At 68.8% G+C, this 17,687-nt stretch carries 16 protein-coding genes; 2 read left to right on the top strand and 14 right to left on the bottom strand.

Annotated elements, in window-relative coordinates; genetic code table 11:
- Positions 1-87 precede the first annotated feature (87 nt).
- The 13 genes from fmt to pyrR form a co-directional block, all read right to left on the bottom strand.
- Complete coding sequence (gene fmt / locus D6T64_RS06765) at positions 88-1,005, bottom strand: methionyl-tRNA formyltransferase (RefSeq protein WP_119973459.1); 918 nt, start codon at positions 1,003-1,005, stop codon at positions 88-90.
- Between the two features lie 24 nt (positions 1,006-1,029).
- Entirely contained in the window at positions 1,030-3,153 is a 2,124-nt protein-coding gene (locus D6T64_RS06760) for a primosomal protein N' family DNA-binding protein (RefSeq protein ID WP_119973457.1), read from the bottom strand.
- A 6-nt stretch (positions 3,154-3,159) separates the two neighbouring features.
- Positions 3,160-4,353, bottom strand: coding sequence for a methionine adenosyltransferase (gene metK, locus D6T64_RS06755; protein ID WP_119973455.1), 1,194 nt, complete (start codon positions 4,351-4,353; stop codon positions 3,160-3,162).
- Positions 4,354-4,435: 82 nt separating this feature from the next.
- Entirely contained in the window at positions 4,436-5,641 is a 1,206-nt protein-coding gene (gene coaBC, locus D6T64_RS06750; protein WP_119973453.1) for a bifunctional phosphopantothenoylcysteine decarboxylase/phosphopantothenate--cysteine ligase CoaBC, read from the bottom strand.
- Between the two features lie 38 nt (positions 5,642-5,679).
- Entirely contained in the window at positions 5,680-5,940 is a 261-nt protein-coding gene (rpoZ, locus tag D6T64_RS06745) for a DNA-directed RNA polymerase subunit omega (protein ID WP_119973450.1), read from the bottom strand.
- Positions 5,941-6,001: 61 nt separating this feature from the next.
- The gene (gene gmk / locus D6T64_RS06740; RefSeq protein ID WP_119973447.1) at positions 6,002-6,931 is read right to left on the bottom strand and encodes a guanylate kinase; all 930 of its coding nucleotides are present in this window, start codon (positions 6,929-6,931) and stop codon (positions 6,002-6,004) included.
- A complete protein-coding gene (pyrF, locus tag D6T64_RS06735; protein ID WP_119973445.1) occupies positions 6,924-7,841 on the bottom strand; it encodes an orotidine-5'-phosphate decarboxylase in 918 nt (305 codons plus the stop codon). The genes gmk and pyrF overlap by 8 nt, the downstream gene beginning before the upstream one ends.
- Complete coding sequence (carB, locus tag D6T64_RS06730; protein ID WP_119973443.1) at positions 7,841-11,128, bottom strand: carbamoyl-phosphate synthase large subunit; 3,288 nt, start codon at positions 11,126-11,128, stop codon at positions 7,841-7,843. The genes pyrF and carB overlap by 1 nt, the downstream gene beginning before the upstream one ends.
- On the bottom strand, positions 11,128-12,312 hold the full coding sequence (gene carA / locus D6T64_RS06725) for a glutamine-hydrolyzing carbamoyl-phosphate synthase small subunit (protein ID WP_233550880.1): 1,185 nt from the start codon (positions 12,310-12,312) through the stop codon (positions 11,128-11,130). Before carA ends, carB begins: the two co-directional genes overlap by 1 nt.
- A 3-nt stretch (positions 12,313-12,315) precedes the next feature.
- Positions 12,316-12,849: a PH-like domain-containing protein gene (locus D6T64_RS06720; protein ID WP_119973441.1), complete on the bottom strand. Its 534-nt coding sequence runs from the start codon at positions 12,847-12,849 to the stop codon at positions 12,316-12,318.
- Complete coding sequence (locus D6T64_RS06715; protein WP_119973439.1) at positions 12,842-14,200, bottom strand: dihydroorotase; 1,359 nt, start codon at positions 14,198-14,200, stop codon at positions 12,842-12,844. The genes D6T64_RS06720 and D6T64_RS06715 overlap by 8 nt, the downstream gene beginning before the upstream one ends.
- Positions 14,200-15,150: an aspartate carbamoyltransferase catalytic subunit gene (locus D6T64_RS06710; protein ID WP_119973474.1), complete on the bottom strand. Its 951-nt coding sequence runs from the start codon at positions 15,148-15,150 to the stop codon at positions 14,200-14,202. Before D6T64_RS06710 ends, D6T64_RS06715 begins: the two co-directional genes overlap by 1 nt.
- Positions 15,151-15,176: 26 nt before the next feature.
- The gene (gene pyrR, locus D6T64_RS06705; protein ID WP_119973436.1) at positions 15,177-15,722 is read right to left on the bottom strand and encodes a bifunctional pyr operon transcriptional regulator/uracil phosphoribosyltransferase PyrR; all 546 of its coding nucleotides are present in this window, start codon (positions 15,720-15,722) and stop codon (positions 15,177-15,179) included.
- Between the two features lie 159 nt (positions 15,723-15,881).
- Here pyrR and D6T64_RS06700 point away from each other — a divergent pair, with 159 nt between their 5' ends.
- Positions 15,882-16,220: a PadR family transcriptional regulator gene (locus D6T64_RS06700; protein ID WP_119973434.1), complete on the top strand. Its 339-nt coding sequence runs from the start codon at positions 15,882-15,884 to the stop codon at positions 16,218-16,220.
- Positions 16,202-17,086, top strand: a complete 885-nt coding sequence (locus D6T64_RS06695) for a permease prefix domain 1-containing protein (protein WP_119973432.1) — start codon at positions 16,202-16,204, stop codon at positions 17,084-17,086. Before D6T64_RS06700 ends, D6T64_RS06695 begins: the two co-directional genes overlap by 19 nt.
- A 112-nt stretch (positions 17,087-17,198) precedes the next feature.
- On the opposite strand, the gene D6T64_RS06690 is transcribed toward D6T64_RS06695, so the two are convergent.
- Entirely contained in the window at positions 17,199-17,684 is a 486-nt protein-coding gene (locus D6T64_RS06690; protein WP_199719087.1) for a GNAT family N-acetyltransferase, read from the bottom strand.
- Positions 17,685-17,687 lie beyond the last annotated feature (3 nt).

Genomic DNA, 17,687 nt, shown 5'->3' with positions numbered 1-17,687 from the left:
CCCGGCGCGCGGACGCCGGGCGGCGCGGCTGGCCGTCGCGGGGCTGGCTCACGCGCGGCTGGCGCTGCCGGCCACCCTGGTCAGCGCTCATGACGCCATCACCTCGGAGACCGAAATTCCGCGCCACCAGTCTGCTGCTGTCATAACCGTCTTTCCGGCGGGTTGCACCGAGAGAAGCTCAAGCGGCTCCGATCCCGTGCCAACCAGCACTTTCTTGTCTCGCTCGCAGATCATGCCTGCGGGCAGGGCCGCCGTGTCATAAACGGGAGCGACCTCGTGAAGCTTAAACCGTGCACCGTCGACGGTGGTAAACGCGCCGGGCTCCGGCGTGACGCCGCGCACGCGGTTGTAGACGACGTCGGCCGGCTGGGTCCAGTCCACCCGGGCGTCGTCGATCGTCAGTTTCGGGGCGAGGGTGACCTCGCCGGCCTGCTCGACGGACTCCGCGGTGCCGTCGGCCAGCGCCGCGACGACGCGCACGAGCAGCTCCGCGCCGCTCACACTGAGGCTCTCGAGAAGCTGCCCCGAGGTTGTGTGCGCACCGATCGGCTCGCGGGTCTGCCCGAAGACCGCGCCGGCGTCGAGTTCACGCACGAGCTGGAACACCGCAGCGCCCGACAGCTCATCGCCGGCGATCACCGCGCGCTGCACCGGGCTGGCGCCGCGCCAGCGCGGAAGCAGCGAGAAATGCAGGTTGATCCAGCCGAGACGCGGCACCGACAAGAGCGGCTCACGCACGATACCGCCGTACGCGACGATCACGCCGAGGTCGGGCCGCAGGGCGGCGATCTGCTCCGTCGCGGCGTCGTCGAGGCGGTTGGTCTTGAGTACCGGGAATCCGAGCGACTCCGCTGCGGCGGCGACCGGGGACGGCGTGAGAGTGCGTTTGCGACCGAGGGGGGCATCCGCTCGGGTGATCACGGTGGCAATCGAGTGGTCGGTCGCGGCGAGGGCGAGCAGGCTGGGCACGGCCACCGCGGGGGTTCCGGCAAAGATCAGTTTCATGTGCAGCCTTTACACGAGCTGGAATCAGAGCAGCTCGGGATCGTCGAATCGAACCTTAAGTGTAGGCGTCGGCACGAACGAGCCCGACTTCGGTCGCCGTCTGCGGGCCGCATTGCGCACGACGGATGCCTTCAGGCTGTGCGCGACGCCGGCGCCGCTCGCGTAGCCGAAGCGCACCACGGCCCGCACCTGGTTCTGCTCGTTCTCGGCCGGGACCGGTCCGAGCACGTCGAGGCCGGGCAGCGCCCCCGCGTTGACCTGGCCGGTGAGGTCGGCGAGGGCCGCCGCCACATCGTTTGGGGTGCCGGTGACCGAGGCGACCCGCACGGCCGGCGGAAACCGCAGCTGACGCCGGTCGCTCAGCTCGCTCGCGGCGAAGACCTCGGGCTGCCAGGCGTTCAACGCGCTCGCGAGGGCGCCACCGACGCCGGCGAGCAGCACGGATGCGCCGGGCGCGGCCAGCGCCGCCGCGTTCGACCACCAGCGCAGGCAGTCCTCCCCCACCCGCAGGGATTCGCGGGCGAGCATCCGCTCCCCGTCGAGCAGCAGGATGGCCCGGTAGCCGCCGGTCGGGATCGGTTCGGCGCCGCGGGTCGCGATCACGAGGGCCGGTTCGGGGCCGAGCTCCTGAATGGTGTGGTCGCCGTCGGCGACGATCACGCGGGCGCCCGGGAACGCCCGCCCGAGCTCCTCGGCCGTGCGTCCCGTGCCCATCGACGTCACCCGCAGGTTCGTGGCTTCGCAGTGCACGCAGGCCCAGCCGGCGGCGAGGGCGCCGCACCAGCGGCAGGCCGGCACCGCGCTGCGGGAGGCGAGGCCGAGCGGGCCCTGACAGGTGGTGCAGCGGGCGGCCTTCTTGCAACTCTGGCAGGCGAGCATCGGCGCGTATCCGGGGCTCGCGACCTGCACGAGCACGGGCCCCTGCGCAAGCGCTGCTCGCGCCGCCTGCCACGCCGCCGACGGGATGCGGGCGGCCCGGGCCTGCGGGTCGGGCTCACTCTGAAAATCGGTGGGAATCACCCGCGGATGCCGGTTCTTCGCCGGGTGCACCGCCGCGAGCCAGCCGATCTCGACGAGGCGTTCGGCTTCGACGCTGCGGGAGTGGCTGAGCAGCACGAGGGCGCAGTCGGCCTGTTCGCGGCGCACCAGGGCGGCATCGCGCGCGTGCACGTAGGGGCTGAGCGGTTCGGAGTAGAGCGGATCGCCGTCGTCCCAGAGGGCGATCAGGCCGAGGCGGAATGCCGGCGCGTAGACGGCCGAGCGGTTGCCGATGATGATGCGCGGCCGGTCGTCGAGCAGTCCGAGAAACGCCTTGTAGCGCGCAGGGTTCGCCTGCCGGGCATCCACCCGAGTGACGCCGGAGTCGGCGACGAGCGTCGGCGCGAGGTCGTCGAGCGCGGCCTGCAGTTGGTCCTGGTCGCGAAAGTCCGGCACGCAGAGAATCGCGCTATGCCCGGTGCCGAGGGTCGCCAGTCCCAGTTCGGCGAGGGTCACGGCCCAGCGGCCCACCGTGCGACCGCTGGCGAGGGTGATGACCTCTGGGATCGCGGCGACCGCGAGCCGTTCCCGGTTCATTACGCCGGTGTCGAGCCGCCCGGTGGGGTACCCGGAGAAAAACGGTGCGACCAGCGCGCGGGCGGGCTCGGCGAGTACGTCCGCGGCCGCCGGCACCGCGGCATCCGTCTGCTGAGCCTCGGCCGAGGCGGCCCGCGCGGCCAGCCAGGCCTTCTCCACCCGCACCGCACGCGGCGGCACGCCCAGACGAATAACGTCACTCGCGTTCCCGGCGGCCCGGTCGGCCACGCTGCGGGCCAGCCGGTACACCTCGGGGCGCAGCACCGCCGCGGTCGAGACGACACCGTCGAGCGGGCTGAGCGCGCCGAGGAACGGTGCCTCGGGGGCGGCCAGTGCCGACGTGGTCGCCGACCGCGCCGCGGCCTGGGCCTCGGCGGCCACCACGGCCCGGTCGAACACCTCGATGACGTAGCCGTCGACGATGCGTCCGCCGGAGCGGAACGGCACTCGCACCCGCACCCCCGGTGTCACAAGGTCGACCATCTCAGCGGGAATGCCATAGTCGAAGAGGTGGTCGAGCTGGGGCAGCGGAGAATCGATGAGCACCCGTGCAACGAGCCCGGTGTGCGGCACGACGCCCTACAGCTTGGCGGCGCTACGCAGGTCGTCGACCCGGTCGAGGCGCTCCCAGGTGAAGTCGGGCAGCTCGCGCCCGAAGTGGCCGTAGGTCGCGGTCTGCGCGTAGATCGGGCGGAGCAGGTCGAGATCATGGATGATCGCGGCCGGCCGCAGGTCGAAGACCTCCCGGATCGCGGCGGTGATGACATGGTCGGGCAAGGTGCCGGTGCCAAAGGTCTCCACGTAGAGGCCGACCGGGGCAGCCTTGCCGATCGCGTAGGCGACCTGGATTTCGAGCCGTTCGGCGAGCCCGGCGGCGACGGCGTTCTTGGCGACCCAGCGCATGGCGTAGGCGGCCGAGCGGTCGACTTTCGACGGGTCCTTGCCGCTGAAGGCGCCGCCGCCGTGCCGGCTGGATCCGCCGTAGGTGTCGATGATGATCTTGCGGCCGGTCAGGCCGGCGTCGCCCTGCGGGCCACCGATCTCGAACCGGCCTGTCGGGTTGATCAGGGTGTTCAGCTTTGACGAATCGAGGTCGACGCGGGCGAGCACCGGGCGAATGACGAGCTCTTCGACCTCGGCGCGCAGCCGGGCCGTCGTGACGGATGGCGCGTGCTGGGTGGACAGCACGACGGTTTCGACGGTGCGCGGCACGATGCCGTCGTAGCCGATGGTGACCTGGGTTTTACCGTCGGGGCGCAGGTAGTCCAGTTCGCCGCTCTTGCGCACGGCGGCGAGCTGCTCGGCGAGGCGGTGCGCGATCCAGATCGGGATCGGCATCAGCTCGGGGGTCTCCCGGGTCGCGTAGCCGAACATGATGCCCTGGTCGCCGGCGCCCTGACGGTCGAAGACGTCGTCGCTGGATTGCTCGCGGCTCTCGAAGGCGTCGTCGACGCCCTGCGCGATGTCGGGTGACTGGCCACCGATGGAGATCTCGACGCCGCAGGAGCGGCCATCGAACCAGACGTCGGAGGAGTCGTAGCCGATGTCGGTGATGCACTTGCGCACGATCGACGGGATCTCCACGTAGCCCTCGGTCGAGACCTCTCCGGCGACGTGCACGAGGCCCGTGGTGACGAGGGTCTCCACGGCGACCCGGCTGTGCGGGTCCTCCGTGAGGAGTGCGTCAAGGATGCTGTCCGAGATCTGGTCGCAGATCTTATCGGGGTGACCCTCGGTGACTGATTCGGAAGTGAAGAGGCGAAGCTCGCTCATCTGGCCCGTCTGCGCTGAACTATTAGCAAATTCGGCGGCTGTAGAAAAAAGGTGGACTGCCTCGGCCTAGCAGTGACGACAGCTAGGAACCGAGTGCGTCAAGAATAGAAGTGGCCACCGACATTTTCGTTCCGGAGGCCTCTGTCACTATAGCTCCGGAGCGATCGAGCACCGTGATCGCACTACCGTCTGTGGCGAAGCCCTCGGACCAGCCGACCCGGTTCACGACCAGGAAATCGCAGCCCTTACGGGCGAGCTTGGTGCGGGCGAGCGCGAGCAGCGCGTCGGGGTCGCTTTCAGTCTCGGCTGCAAAGCCGACGATGACCTGTCCCGGGCGCCGGGCGGCGGTCAGGCCGGCCAGGATGTCGGGGTTTTTAACGAGTTCGAGGGTCAGCGTGTCGCCGACCTCATCCTTCTTGATCTTTCCCTGCTGCACCTCTCGCGGCCGGTAATCGGCCACGGCGGCAGCCATGATCACGACGTCGGCCGTATCGGCGAGCACGCGCAGGCGCTCGTGCATCTCGAGCGCGGTACTGACGCTGACGAGGGTGACACCGCCCGGCGGGCTCACTTCGAGGTGCGCGGCGACGAGGGTGACGGATGCCCCGCGCGCTACGGCCGCTTCGGCCAGCGCGACGCCCTGCTTGCCGCTGGAACGGTTTCCGAGAAAGCGCACCGGGTCGAGGGGCTCCCGGGTTCCGCCGGCACTGATCAGAACGTGTTTTCCGGACAGATCCTGCCGGGTCGACGTCGCATCCAGCACGGCATAGACCGCGGCGACAATGGTCTCGGGCTCTTCGAGGCGGCCGGCGCCGACATCCGTTCCGGTGAGCTGACCGATTGCCGGCCCGACAAAGGTGACGCCGCGTGCTCGCAGGGTCGCCACGTTGGCGACGGTCGCGGGATTGTTCCACATCTCGGTGTGCATCGCCGGCGCCACGATGAGCGGGGCGGTGCTGGCGAGGATCGTGTTGCCGAGCAGGTCGTCGGCAAGGCCTGCCGTGATCTTCGCGAGGGTGTTCGCGGTCGCGGGAACGATGACGATGACGTCGGCGGACTGTCCGATCGACACGTGCCGCACCGCGGCGACACCCTCGTAGAGGTCAGTGTGCACGGGGTTTCGGCTGATGGCTTCGAGGGTCGGTTTGCCGATGAACCGCAGGGCGGCCTCGGTTGCGATGACGTGCACGTCATCGCCGTGCAACACACAAGCGCGCACGACACTGACGGCCTTATACGCTGCGATCCCACCGGTAATACCGACGACAATCGTGCGGGCTGTCACCATCGTGCGCGCTGGTGCCGTGTCCTGACGGATGACGAGAGTTACGGCTCGACGATCGGGCGTGAGGTGAGCTTGTCCTCGTTGATCTCGCGCAGGGCGACGGAGAGGGGCTTGTCGTCGACGGTCGAGTCGACGAGCGGTCCGACGTTGTCGAACAGGCTGCCTTCGTGCAGGTCGGCGTAGTAATCGTTGATCTGACGCGCGCGCTTCGACGCGAAGATCACGAGGGCGTACTTCGAGTCGACCTTGGAGAGCAGGTCGTCGATGGGCGGATCAATGATGCCGGTGAGCTTGGTGGTCATACTGACGCACTCCTTTAGAGTTTTAGAACACAATCAACGAACAAAAGCTTGCAAGCGGGCGCTATGAAGTGGTCGCCTCGCGAATCTGCATCAAGTCTACGACCTCGCGGGCCGCTTCTCCCACATCGTGGTTCACAACGCGGTAGTCGAACTCGCCCTGGGCGGCCAATTCGAGCTTCGCGGTCTGCAGCCGGCGGGCCTGTTCGGCGGAATCCTCGGTGCCGCGGCCGATCAGGCGACGCACGAGTTCGTCCCAGGTGGGCGGCAGCAGAAACACCAGGCGAGCCTCGGGCATGGCGCGGCGCACGGCGCGGGCACCCTGCAGGTCGATCTCGAGCAGCACGCTGTTTCCCGCGGCGATGGCCGCATCAACCGGGCCGCGCGGGGTTCCGTAACGGTACGCGTTGTGCACGGTGGCGTACTCGAGCAGTTCGTTCGCTTCGATCATCTGGTCGAACTGCTCGTCGGTGACGAAGAAGTAGCTGACGCCCTCGACCTCGCCGGGGCGGGGCGTGCGCGTCGTCGCCGAGACCGACAGGTGCACGTTGGGGTAGTTCTCGCGAATATAGGCGGCGACGGTTCCCTTGCCGACGGCGGTCGGGCCGGCGAGCACGACGAGGCGGGAATCGGGTGAACCGTGCCGCAGCGAGGGCCGCTCGCTGAGAAAGTCACGCAGCCGGTCGCGCTGATGGGTGCCGAGACCGCCGAGGCGCTTCGAGGGAGAAATTTCAAGCCGGTGCATAATGCGCTGCATTTTCGTGACGCCGATCGCGGGAATACTGATGAGAAGTTCGGTGACGCGCAGGCGCCCCTCGACGCCGGTGGGGTCGCCGAGCGCGGCGGACAGCACGTCGAGTGCGGTGCGCTCTCCCCCGGCGATCTGTGCCTTCACGGCGGCTCGGGCGCGCCGGGCGGCGACGGCGGCGCGGGAGGCCGCGACCCGGTCAACCTCCGGTGGTGTGGGGCGATTCCTTGAAGAAACTTCAGCCACGGATTGCTCCTACCTCGGCGACTCGACGAACGATCGACTCGGCCAGCCGAGCGGGGCCGGCCGCAAGCACACTTCGCGATTCACTCACGATAACGCTCTTCGAGTATCCCCCATATAGCCCGACCAGGTTGGAAATATTTCCGCCCTGGTGACCGAAGCCCGGCGCGAGCACCGGGGTCAGGCCGCGGGACGCGACATCCGTCGTATCGATGCCGAAGTCGTGCAGGTCGAGCGTGGCGCCGAGCACCACACCGATCGATCCGATCTGTGAACGGTTCGAAGCGGATGCCGCCGCGCGCGCATTGCGCTCGGCCACCTGTTCCAGAATGGTGCGGGCCACGGACTTCCCGGCGTGCGGGCCGCCCGCGACGATCGCCTGCTGGATCTCGGCGGCCTCCGGGTTGGAGGTCGCCGCGAGCACGAAGAGGCCCTTGCCGCGCGCGGCGGCGAGGTCGATGAGGCCGTCGAGCGAGCCGAGGCCCATGTAGGCGCTGACCGTGATGGCATCCACCTCGAGCGGTGAACCCGCACCGAGCCAGCCGGCGCCGTAGGCGTCGACGCTCGTGCCGAGGTCGCCGCGCTTCACATCGGCGATGACCAGCAGCCCGGCATCGCGGGCGTCCTGCAGTACCCGTTCGAGGGCGACGTAGCCCTGCGAGCCGAAACGCTCGTAGAAGGCGACCTGCGGTTTGATGATGCCAACCGAACCGGCCGCGGCCGCGACGACCGTGCGGCCGAAGGACTCGGCCCCGGCCGCCGTGTCGGGCAGGTCCCAGTCAGCCAGGAGAAACGCGTGCGGGTCGATGCCCACGCAGAGGCGTCCCTGCTCGGCGAACACGCGGGCGAGGCGATCCCCGAAGGGTGACGCCGCGGCATCCGTCGTCGTGTGCGACGCCGCAGCCTGGCTCATCACAGGAGGGCCGTCCGGGCGGTGGCGTACTCCTGCAGGCTGGTCACCTCGAAGCCGTCGCGAATGGCGTCGATCGAGGCGACGGCCGCGCTGAGCTCGGCGATCGTCGTGAAGAGCGGCAGGTCGCCGGCGACGGCGGCCGCGCGGATCTCGTAGCCGTCGGCCCGGGCCGTGCGGCCGCCGGGGGTGTTGATCACGATCTGGATCTCTTCGCGGCGAATCAGCTCGACGATCGACACGTCGTCCTCGTCGGCCTTGTCGCTGAATTTCGTGACGACGCGAGCCCGGATGCCGTTGCGCTGCAGGATTTCGGCGGTTCCGATGGTCGCGGCGATCTCGTAGCCGAGCTGCTGCAGGCGCAGCATAGGCAGGATGATCGCACGCTTGTCCCGGTCGGAGACCGACACGAAGACCGTGCCGGAGAGCGGGATTCCGCCGTACGCGGCGAGCTGGCTCTTCGCGAAGGCGCGGGGGAAGTCGCGGTCGATGCCCATGACCTCGCCGGTGGAGCGCATCTCCGGGCCGAGAACGGAGTCGACGACGAGTCCCTCGGGGGTGCGGAACCGGTTGAAGGGCAAGACGGCCTCCTTGACGGCGACGGGGGCCTCCATCGGCACGCGCGAGCCGTCGATCTCGGGCAGTTTGCCTTCGGCTTTCAGTTCCTTGATGGTCTTGCCGACCATGATCAGCGCCGCGGCCTTGGCGAGGGTGATGCCGAGTGCCTTCGCGACGAAGGGCACCGTGCGGCTGGCCCGCGGGTTCGCCTCGAGCACGTAGAGCACTCCGGCGCCGATCGCGAACTGCACGTTGAGCAGGCCCTTGACGCCGATGCCGCGAGCGATGCCGAGGGTGGCCTCGCGTACGCGGTCGATTTCGGCCCGTCCCAGGGTGACGGGCGGCAGGGTGCAGCTCGAGTCGCCGGAGTGGATGCCCGCCTCCTCGATGTGCTCCATGACGCCGCCGATGTAGAGGTCGGTGCCGTCGAAGATCGCGTCGACGTCGATCTCGATCGCGTCGTCGAGAAAACGGTCGACGAGCAGCGGATGCGACGGGCCGATGATGCCCTGCCCCTTCATGCGGGTGAAGTAATCCGCGAGTGATGGTGAGTCGTAGATGATCTCCATGCCGCGGCCGCCGAGCACGTAGCTCGGGCGCACGAGCACGGGGTAGCCGATCTCCTCCGCCGCGACGACGGCGCCGGCGTAGTCGGTGGCGACACCGTTGCGGGGGGCGAGCAGGCCGGCGGCGTCGAGGATGTCGGAGAACAGTCCGCGCTCTTCGGCGAGGTCGATCGCATCGGGCGTGGTCCCGAGGATCGGGATGCCGGCCGCCTCGAGGCCGCGGGCGAGACCCAGGGCGGTCTGGCCGCCGAGCTGCACGACGACGCCGACGAGTTCGCCGCTCTGGCTCTCGGCGTGGATGACCTCGAGCACGTCCTCCAGGGTGAGCGGCTCGAAGTAGAGCCGGTCGCTCGTGTCGTAGTCGGTGGAGACCGTCTCGGGGTTGCAGTTGATCATGATCGTCTCGTAGCCGGCCTCGGAGAGGGCGAAGGAGGCGTGCACGCAGGAGTAGTCGAACTCGACGCCCTGGCCGATGCGGTTCGGGCCGGAGCCCAGGATGACGACCTTACGGCGGTCGCTCGGCACGACCTCGGTCTCCTGGTCGTAGCTGGAGTAGTGGTACGGCGTGAGGGCCGGGAACTCCCCCGCACAGGTGTCGACGGTCTTGAAGACCGGGCGGAGGCCGAGAATGTGACGCACGGCGCGGACATCCGCTTCGCCGAAGCCGCGCAGCTCACCGATCTGGGCGTCGGAGAAGCCGTGGTCCTTGGCGTGACGGAGGATATCGATGTCGAGGCGTTCGGCCGCGGCGACCGCGGCGGCGACCTCGTTGATCAGCACGATCTGGTCGAGGAACCACGGGTCGATCTTGGTCGCCTCGAAGAGCTGCTCGATGGTGGCGCCCTTGCGGAAGGCCTGCTGCACCGTGACGATGCGGCCGTCGGTCGGGATCTCGCACTCGATCAGCAGCTCGTCGAGGGTACGGGTCTCGGCGCCCCAGTGGAAGGACGAGCCGCGCTTTTCGAGCGAGCGCAGCGCCTTCTGCAGCGCGGAGGCGTAGTTGCGGCCGATCGCCATCGCCTCACCGACCGACTTCATGGTCGTGGTGAGGCGCGGGTCGGCGGCCGGGAACTTCTCGAACGCGAACCGCGGCACCTTGACGACGACGTAGTCGAGGGTCGGCTCGAAGCTTGCCGGGGTGACGCCGGTGATGTCGTTGGGGATCTCGTCGAGGCGGTAACCGATGGCGAGCTTCGCGGCGATCTTCGCGATCGGAAAGCCGGTGGCCTTGCTCGCAAGGGCGGAGGAGCGGGACACCCGCGGGTTCATCTCGATCACGATGATGCGGCCGTCGGCGGGGTTGATGGCGAACTGGATGTTGCAGCCGCCGGTGTCGACGCCGACGGCGCGGATGATGTCGATCGAGATGTCACGCAGGTGCTGGAACTCACGGTCGGTCAGGGTCAGGGCGGGGGCGACGGTGATCGAGTCGCCGGTGTGCACGCCGACCGGGTCGACGTTCTCGATCGAGCAGACCACGACGGTGTTGTCGGCGCGGTCGCGCATCATTTCGAGCTCGAACTCCTTCCAGCCCAGGATCGACTCTTCGAGCAGCACCTCGGTGGTCGGGCTGTGGTGCAGTCCGTCGCCGACGATGCGGCGCAGTTCGACCTCGGTGTAGGCGAAGCCGGAGCCGAGGCCGCCCATCGTGAACGAGGGGCGCACGACGAGCGGGTAGCCGAGGTCGTCGGCGAAGCCCACGGCCTCCTCCACGGTGCGGGCGATGTGTGACCGGGCCACATCGGCGCCGGCGTCGAGCACGAGCTGCTTGAAGATCTGGCGGTCTTCACCCTTGTTGATGGCGTCGAAGCTCGCGCCGATCAGTTCCACGTCGTATTTTTCCAGGATGCCGCGCTCGTGCAGCGCGATGGCCGCGTTCAGCGCCGTCTGGCCGCCGAGGGTCGGCAAAATAGCGTCGGGGCGTTCCTTGGCGATGATGGTCTCGAGGATTTCGGGGGTGATCGGCTCGATGTACGTCGCATCCGCGAAGTCGGGGTCGGTCATGATCGTCGCCGGGTTGGAGTTGACGAGGATGACGCGCACGCCCTCTTCGCGCAGCACGCGGCAGGCCTGGGTGCCGGAGTAGTCGAACTCGCAGGCCTGGCCGATCACGATCGGGCCGCTGCCGATGACAAGGACGCTGTTGATATCGTCGCGCTTGGGCATTATTTGGTCTCTCCTGCTGCAGCGGCGGCTGCGTCGGCGTTGGCTTGGTTGCGGGCAACCACCACGTCCCGGAATCGGTCAAAAAGGTAGTTGGCATCGTGCGGGCCGGCGGCCGCCTCCGGGTGGTACTGCACCGAGAACGCGTCGATATCAAGGCAGCGGATGCCTTCCACGACCTGGTCGTTGAGGCTGTAGTGGCTCACCTCGACCTGGCCGAACCCGGTCTTGGACTCGTGCACGCCCTCGATCGGCATGTCCACGGCGAAGCCGTGGTTCTGCGAGGTGATCTCGACCCGGCCGGTGGTCTTGTCGAGCACCGGCTGGTTGATGCCTCGGTGGCCGAAGGGCAGCTTGTAGGTGCGAAACCCGAGCGCCCGGCCGAGCAGCTGGTTGCCGAAGCAGATGCCGAAGTACGGCACCCCGGCGCGCAGTACCTCCTGCAGCAGGGTGACGTGCTTGTCGCTCGCGGCGGGGTCACCGGGGCCGTTCGAGAAGAACAGCGCAGACGGCTTCAGCGACAAGACGTGCTCGGCGGTCACCGACTGCGGCAGTACGAGAACCTCGAAGCCGCGCTCGGCGAGAAAGTTGAGCGTGCTGGTCTTCACGCCGAGATCGAGCACCGCGACGGAGCCGATGCGTTCGCCGACGGGCGGAATGGAGAACGGTTCGACGGTCGAGACGTCGTCGCTCAGGTTGCGGCCGCGCATGGACGCGCCGGCGCGCACCCGCTCGAGCTGTTCACCATCGGAGAGCCCGAAGGTGTCGCCGGAGAAGATGCCGGAGCGCATCGCGCCGGCCGAGCGGATGCGGCGGGTGATCGCGCGGGTGTCGATGCCGCTGATGCCCACGATGCCGCCGGACTCGAGATCGGCGTCGAGGGTTCGCGTGGAGCGGTGGTTCGACGCGACCCGGGCCGGTTCGCGCACGACGAAGCCGGAGACCCAGATCTGGCGGGATTCCATGTCCTCGTCGTTGGCGCCGGTGTTGCCGATGTGCGGCGCGGTCATGAGCACGATCTGGCCGGCGTACGACGGGTCGGTCAGGGTTTCCTGATAGCCGGTCATGCCGGTGGCGAAGACGATCTCGCCGAGGGTCTGGCCTTCGCTGCCGTAGGCGCGGCCCACATAGCGTGAGCCGTCTTCCAGCACGAGCACGGCCGATGGTTCTGTATTCGTGTAGCCCACGGTTTAGGCCTCGCTTTCGTGGTCGGGAGTGGTGGAAGTTATGGTGGCGGCCGACAGCGAGCGGATCGCTGCCGTCAACCTTCGGCGATCGCCGACGTCGGTGATTCGGAAGTAGCTGTTGACGGGCGTGGCCGAGCCGACGAGGTGCCAGCCGAGGCGCAGCAGGCCGTCTTTCTCGACGACGCGGTCGATGGCGACGGTCGCCGGGCCGAGCAGGGTGATGGCCTCCGCCGGAATGTAGACCGGAGTTTCGCCGCGCGGAGAGAGCCAGACGCCGGCATCCGTCACCGCGATGTCAGCGCGGGCACGAAAGCCGAGTCCGGGGATCGCGAGGCGTTCGAGCGGCCGGTCGCGCGGGGTCGTGGCGACGTAGAGGCAGGACACGCTGACGAGGGGCGCCGAGTCGGTCGCCGGCGCCGGGTAGCCGGCGTCGAGCCCGGAGTCGCGGCGCTTGCGGGCCCGCCAACTGCGCCACATCAGCGCGAACAGGGCGATCACGACGAGGCCGGTGATGATCGCGGGCAGGGTCCTATCCATGGAACACTCCGTTCAGGTGCGCGACCTCGGCCGCGGGCCGCAGCACTCCATCCAGCACGGTCGCGGCGCCGCGGTGGAAGGTCGCGAGCACCCTGCCCGGCAGGGCCATGTCGAGGTAGGGCGAGTTGGCGCTCAGCCCGGACAGGTCCGCTCGGCCGAACACACGGCGAGCGGCCGGGTCGACGAGGGTGAGTTCGGCCGGGGCGCCGACGGCGATGGGCTGGCCCTGGCCGTCGATGCGTCCGATGCGTGCGGGCGTCGCGGAGAGTACCCGGGCGACGTCGGCCCAGCTCAGCTGGCCGGTGTCGACGACGGATGCCTGCACCACCGAGAGCGCGGATTCGAGGCCCACCATGCCGTTGGCGGCGGCATCCCACTCGCAGTCCTTCGATTCGATCGGGTGCGGGGCATGGTCGGTCGCCACGATGTCGATCGTGCCGTCGGCGAGGGCCGCGCGCAGTGCCTCGACGTCTTCCCGGCGCCGCAGCGGCGGGTTCACCTTGAACCGGGCGTCGTAGCCCACCACGAGGTCTTCGGTCAGCAGCAGATGGTGCGGCGTGACCTCGGCGGTCACGTTGATGCCGCGGGCCTTCGCCCAGCGGATCACGTCGACACTGCCGGCGGTGGAGATGTGGCAGACGTGCAGCCGGGAACCGACGTGTTCGGCGAGCAGCACATCGCGGGCGATGATCGCTTCCTCCGCCACGGCCGGCCAGCCCACGAGGCCGAGTTCGCCCGAGAGGGCGCCCTCGTTCATCTGGGCTTTCTCGGTCAGGCGCGGTTCCTGGGAGTGCTGGGCGATGACCCCGTCGAAGGCCTTGACGTATTCGAGGGCACGGCGCATCAGCAGCGGGTCAGAAACGCACAGGCCGTCGTCGCTGAAGACCCGCACCCGGGCGCGGCTCGTCGCCATCGCGCCGAGTTCGGCGAGCTGGGTGCCGCCGAGGCCTTTGGTGACGGCGCCGATCGGCTGCACGGTGACGTAGCCGGCGCGTTCACCGAGGGCGAGCACCTGCTCGACGACGCCGGCGGTGTCCTGGGTCGGGGAGGTGTTCGCCATGGCGAACACGCTCGTGAAACCGCCGCGGGCCGCGGCCTGGCTGCCGGTCAGCACTGTTTCGCTCTGCTCGGCGCCGGGCTCCCGCAGATGAGTGTGCAGGTCGACGAGGCCCGGCAGGGCCTGCAGCCCGTCGGCGTCGATGACCGTGGCGCCGGCGTGGCTGAGGCCGATGCCGAGTTCGCTGATCCGGCCGCCGGCCAGCAGCACATCGCTGCGGGTGCCGTCGGGCAGGGTCGCGCCGCGGATCAGGTAGGGCACGGCCCTCGACGTGAGGTCAGACTGATTCGACATTAAGCATTCTCCCGATCTCCGGACAACAGCAGGTACAGCGCGGCCATGCGCACCGAGACACCGTTGGCGACCTGCTCACGCACGGTCGAACGGGCCGAGTCGGCCGCCGCGGACGAAATCTCCAGGCCACGATTCATCGGGCCCGGGTGCATAACAATGCTAACCGGGCCGAGCCGGTCGAAGCGCGCGTCGGTCAGGCCCCAGGCGCGGGAATACTCCCGGCTGTTGGGGAAAAATGCGGCGCTCATCCGTTCGGCCTGGATGCGCAGCATCATGACCACGTCGGGCTGCGTGTCGATGGCGGCGTCGAGGTCGAAGCCGAAGGTCGCCGGCCAGCCCGAGACATCCGCCGGCACCAGGGTCGGCGGGGAGACGAAGGTGACCTCGGCGCCGAGGGTGTTGAGCAGCCACAGGTTGGAGCGGGCGACGCGGGAGTGCAGGATGTCGCCGACGATCGCGACCCTGACGCCGTCGAGGCTCTTGCCGCGCGACGCGCTGCCATGCAGGCGGCGCCGGATGGTGAACGCGTCGAGCAGGGCCTGGGTGGGGTGCTCGTGGGTGCCGTCGCCGGCGTTGATGATGCCGGCGTCGATCCAGCCGCTCGAGGCAAGCACAGCGGGGGCACCGGATGCGGGGTGGCGAATCACGACGCCGTCCGCGCCGATCTCGGCGAGGGTCTGCGCGGTGTCCTTGAGGCTTTCGCCCTTCGAGACGCTCGAGCCCTTGGCGCTGAAGTTGATGACGTCGGCGCTCAGCCGCTTCGCGGCGGCCTCGAACGAGATCCGGGTGCGGGTGGAGTCCTCGAAGAACAGGTTGACGACGGTCTTGCCGCGCAGGGTCGGGAGCTTCTTGACCTCGCGGGTGGCGACATCCGACATGTCTTCGGCCACATCGAGCAGTCGGATGGCCGCGTCCCGGGACAGGTCCTTGGTACTCAACAGGTGTCTCATGCTGGTGCTCTGTTTCTGGCTGGTACTCATACGGCGCGTCCTCCTTCGATGGCGACGAACTCGTCGCCGTCGGTCTCGGTCAGGTGCAGGTTGATGCGCTCGTCGGCGCTACTCGGCAGGTTCTTGCCTACAAAGTCGGCGCGAATGGGCAGTTCACGGTGGCCGCGGTCGACGAGCACCGCGAGGCGCACGATGCGCGGGCGGCCGTGGTCGCCGAGCGCGTCGAGGGCGGCGCGAATGGTGCGGCCCGAGTACAGCACGTCGTCGACGAGCACGACGGTCGCACCGTCGATGCTGCCGGGCACGAGCGTGGGTGCCGGGGTGCGGGTGCGACCGTGGGCGAGATCGTCGCGGTACAGTGTCACGTCGAGGGAGCCGACGCGCACGTCGGTCGCGCCCGGTTCGATGCGGCGGATGGTCTCGGCGATGCGCCGCGCGAGGATCACGCCTCGGGTCGGGATGCCGAGAATCACGAGATTCGCCGGGCCGTGGTTGGACTCCAGGATCTCGTGGGAGATGCGGGTCAGTGCGCGTGTGATGTCGGCCTGGGTGAGCACGGTGTGCTTCGTCAAACCAACCTCCTTCCCCGTCTCACTGGACGGCTGTTAAAGGACGTATGTTTCGACCAGCCTAGTGGACGCTCACTCTTTACACCTAGCGTTACGAGGCGTAGCCTGTCGAGGTATCAACCCGTCTGGCTATCCACGAGGCACGCATGACAGGAGGCACGGATGAATCGAGAAGCGCTCAAGGGCCACCTCGACCTGCTCATCCTCTCGGTCCTGGCCGACGGTCCCCTGCACGGGTACGCCGTGATCGACGAACTCCGCACGCGCAGCGGAGAGGTCTTCGACCTGGCCGAGGGCACCGTGTACCCGGTGCTGCACCGCCTCGAGGTCGCCGGGCACCTCAGCAGCGAGTGGGGCGAGGTCGGCGGCCGTCGTCGCCGGTCCTACCGGCTCACCCGGGCCGGCTCGGCCCGCCTGGAGCAGCAGCGCGCCAGCTGGCAACTGTTCTCCGCGAGTGTCAACACCGTTCTGCGGAGGAAGCCGTGGCCGAGTACCCCCTGAATCTCACCAACGCCGAGTACCCGCTCATTCGGCGGTATCTCCTCGCCGTGGATCCGGTCATCCGTCACCGCACGGATGCCCAGGATCTGCTCGACGAACTAGCCGACCATCTCATCGAAGCCGTGGAACGCCTGCGTGCGAGCGGTGTCGACAGCGACTCCGCCGAACGTCGATCGCTCAGCCGCTTTGGCGACCCCGACCTGATCGCGTCCCTCATCAATTCTGTTCCCGCGAAAGGACATGCCATGCACACCATCTTCAGCCGGGAGGCGAGCTTCTTCGCCTTCGTGGCTGCCGTTCTCTGGACCGCCGCTGCGGTCTCCCTTCCCTTCGCCCAGGACAATCTCATCGCCTCCTGGACCCAGGGCGCCTACGTCACGGCCATCGTGCTCATCTCCGCCGCGATCGCCGCCTCGGGCATCGTGTTGCTCAGCCTCAACGTGCAGGTCACCGGGGCTTTCGACGCGGTCGCCGGCATCGTCGCGACTCTGCTCGTGCTCGCCCTCCTGGCGGCGTTCCTGTTCGGCTGGTTTCTGTTCGGCTGGCTCGGCCTGCTGATCGCGGCGACGGCCGTCACGATGTCGCGGGCCCGGGCATCCGCTGTGGGCGTCGGTGCACCGACCGTACTGCTCGGGTATGTCTGGCCCACGTTCACACTGCTCGTGCTCGTCGCGGCGATCTTCGTCACCGGTCCGACGCCGCTGCTCGGGTCGCCGGCGATCGTGGTCTTCGATGTCGTCGCGCTGCCGCTCGTACTGCTCGGCTACGCGGCGGGAAACGTGCTGCTCGGGCAGCGGATGCGCGCACTCACGCCCCACGCACCGGCCCCCGACGACGCCGGCCGCGGCCCCTTCATCACCGCCTGACGCCCGCCTGGCCGGAAGAGCTACGCGGGTACTGCGCCGCTGCGGGAGGGGGTGCGACAACCTCGACAACCGCACCGCGACATCCGTCGCTGCGCACGTCGTTTGTGCGCCCCTACCGTTGCCCCGAACCCAGCTCCTTGGCGAACCAGTGCTCGGCGTACGGGTCATCATTGTGCCGGGAGCCCTCGACGTAGCCGAGGCGGGCATAGAGGCGCCGGGCCTCGACCAGGTCAGACCGAGTGTCAAGCCGCAGCCGCGTGAGCCCCGCCTCGACGGCGAGTTCTTCGAGGCGGCGCACGATGAGCGCGCCGATCCCCTGTCCCCGCGCCGCAGCATCGACGTAGATACGCGCGAGCTCACCGGTCGTCGCATCGACGATCCGCATGCCGCCGCACCCCACCGGCGCACCCGACCGCTCGGCGACGACGAACACCCCGGTCATCCCCTGCAGATCGTCGCTCGGAGCGTCAGCCATGGCGGCGTCGACCTCCGCGGCATCCGCTGCCCGCGAGTGATAACGACCCACGATGTCCGTGAAATAGGCACGAATCAGCGCGGCCGCCGCGGCCTCAGCGGGCAAGCGGATGTCGACGCTCACCTC

The sequence above is a fragment of the Cryobacterium melibiosiphilum genome (genome assembly GCF_003602235.1).
Classification (GTDB): Bacteria; Actinomycetota; Actinomycetes; order Actinomycetales; family Microbacteriaceae; genus Cryobacterium; species Cryobacterium melibiosiphilum.
The sequence above is the reverse complement of the archived record's forward strand: the minus strand, read 5'-3'. Positions and strand labels throughout refer to the sequence as shown.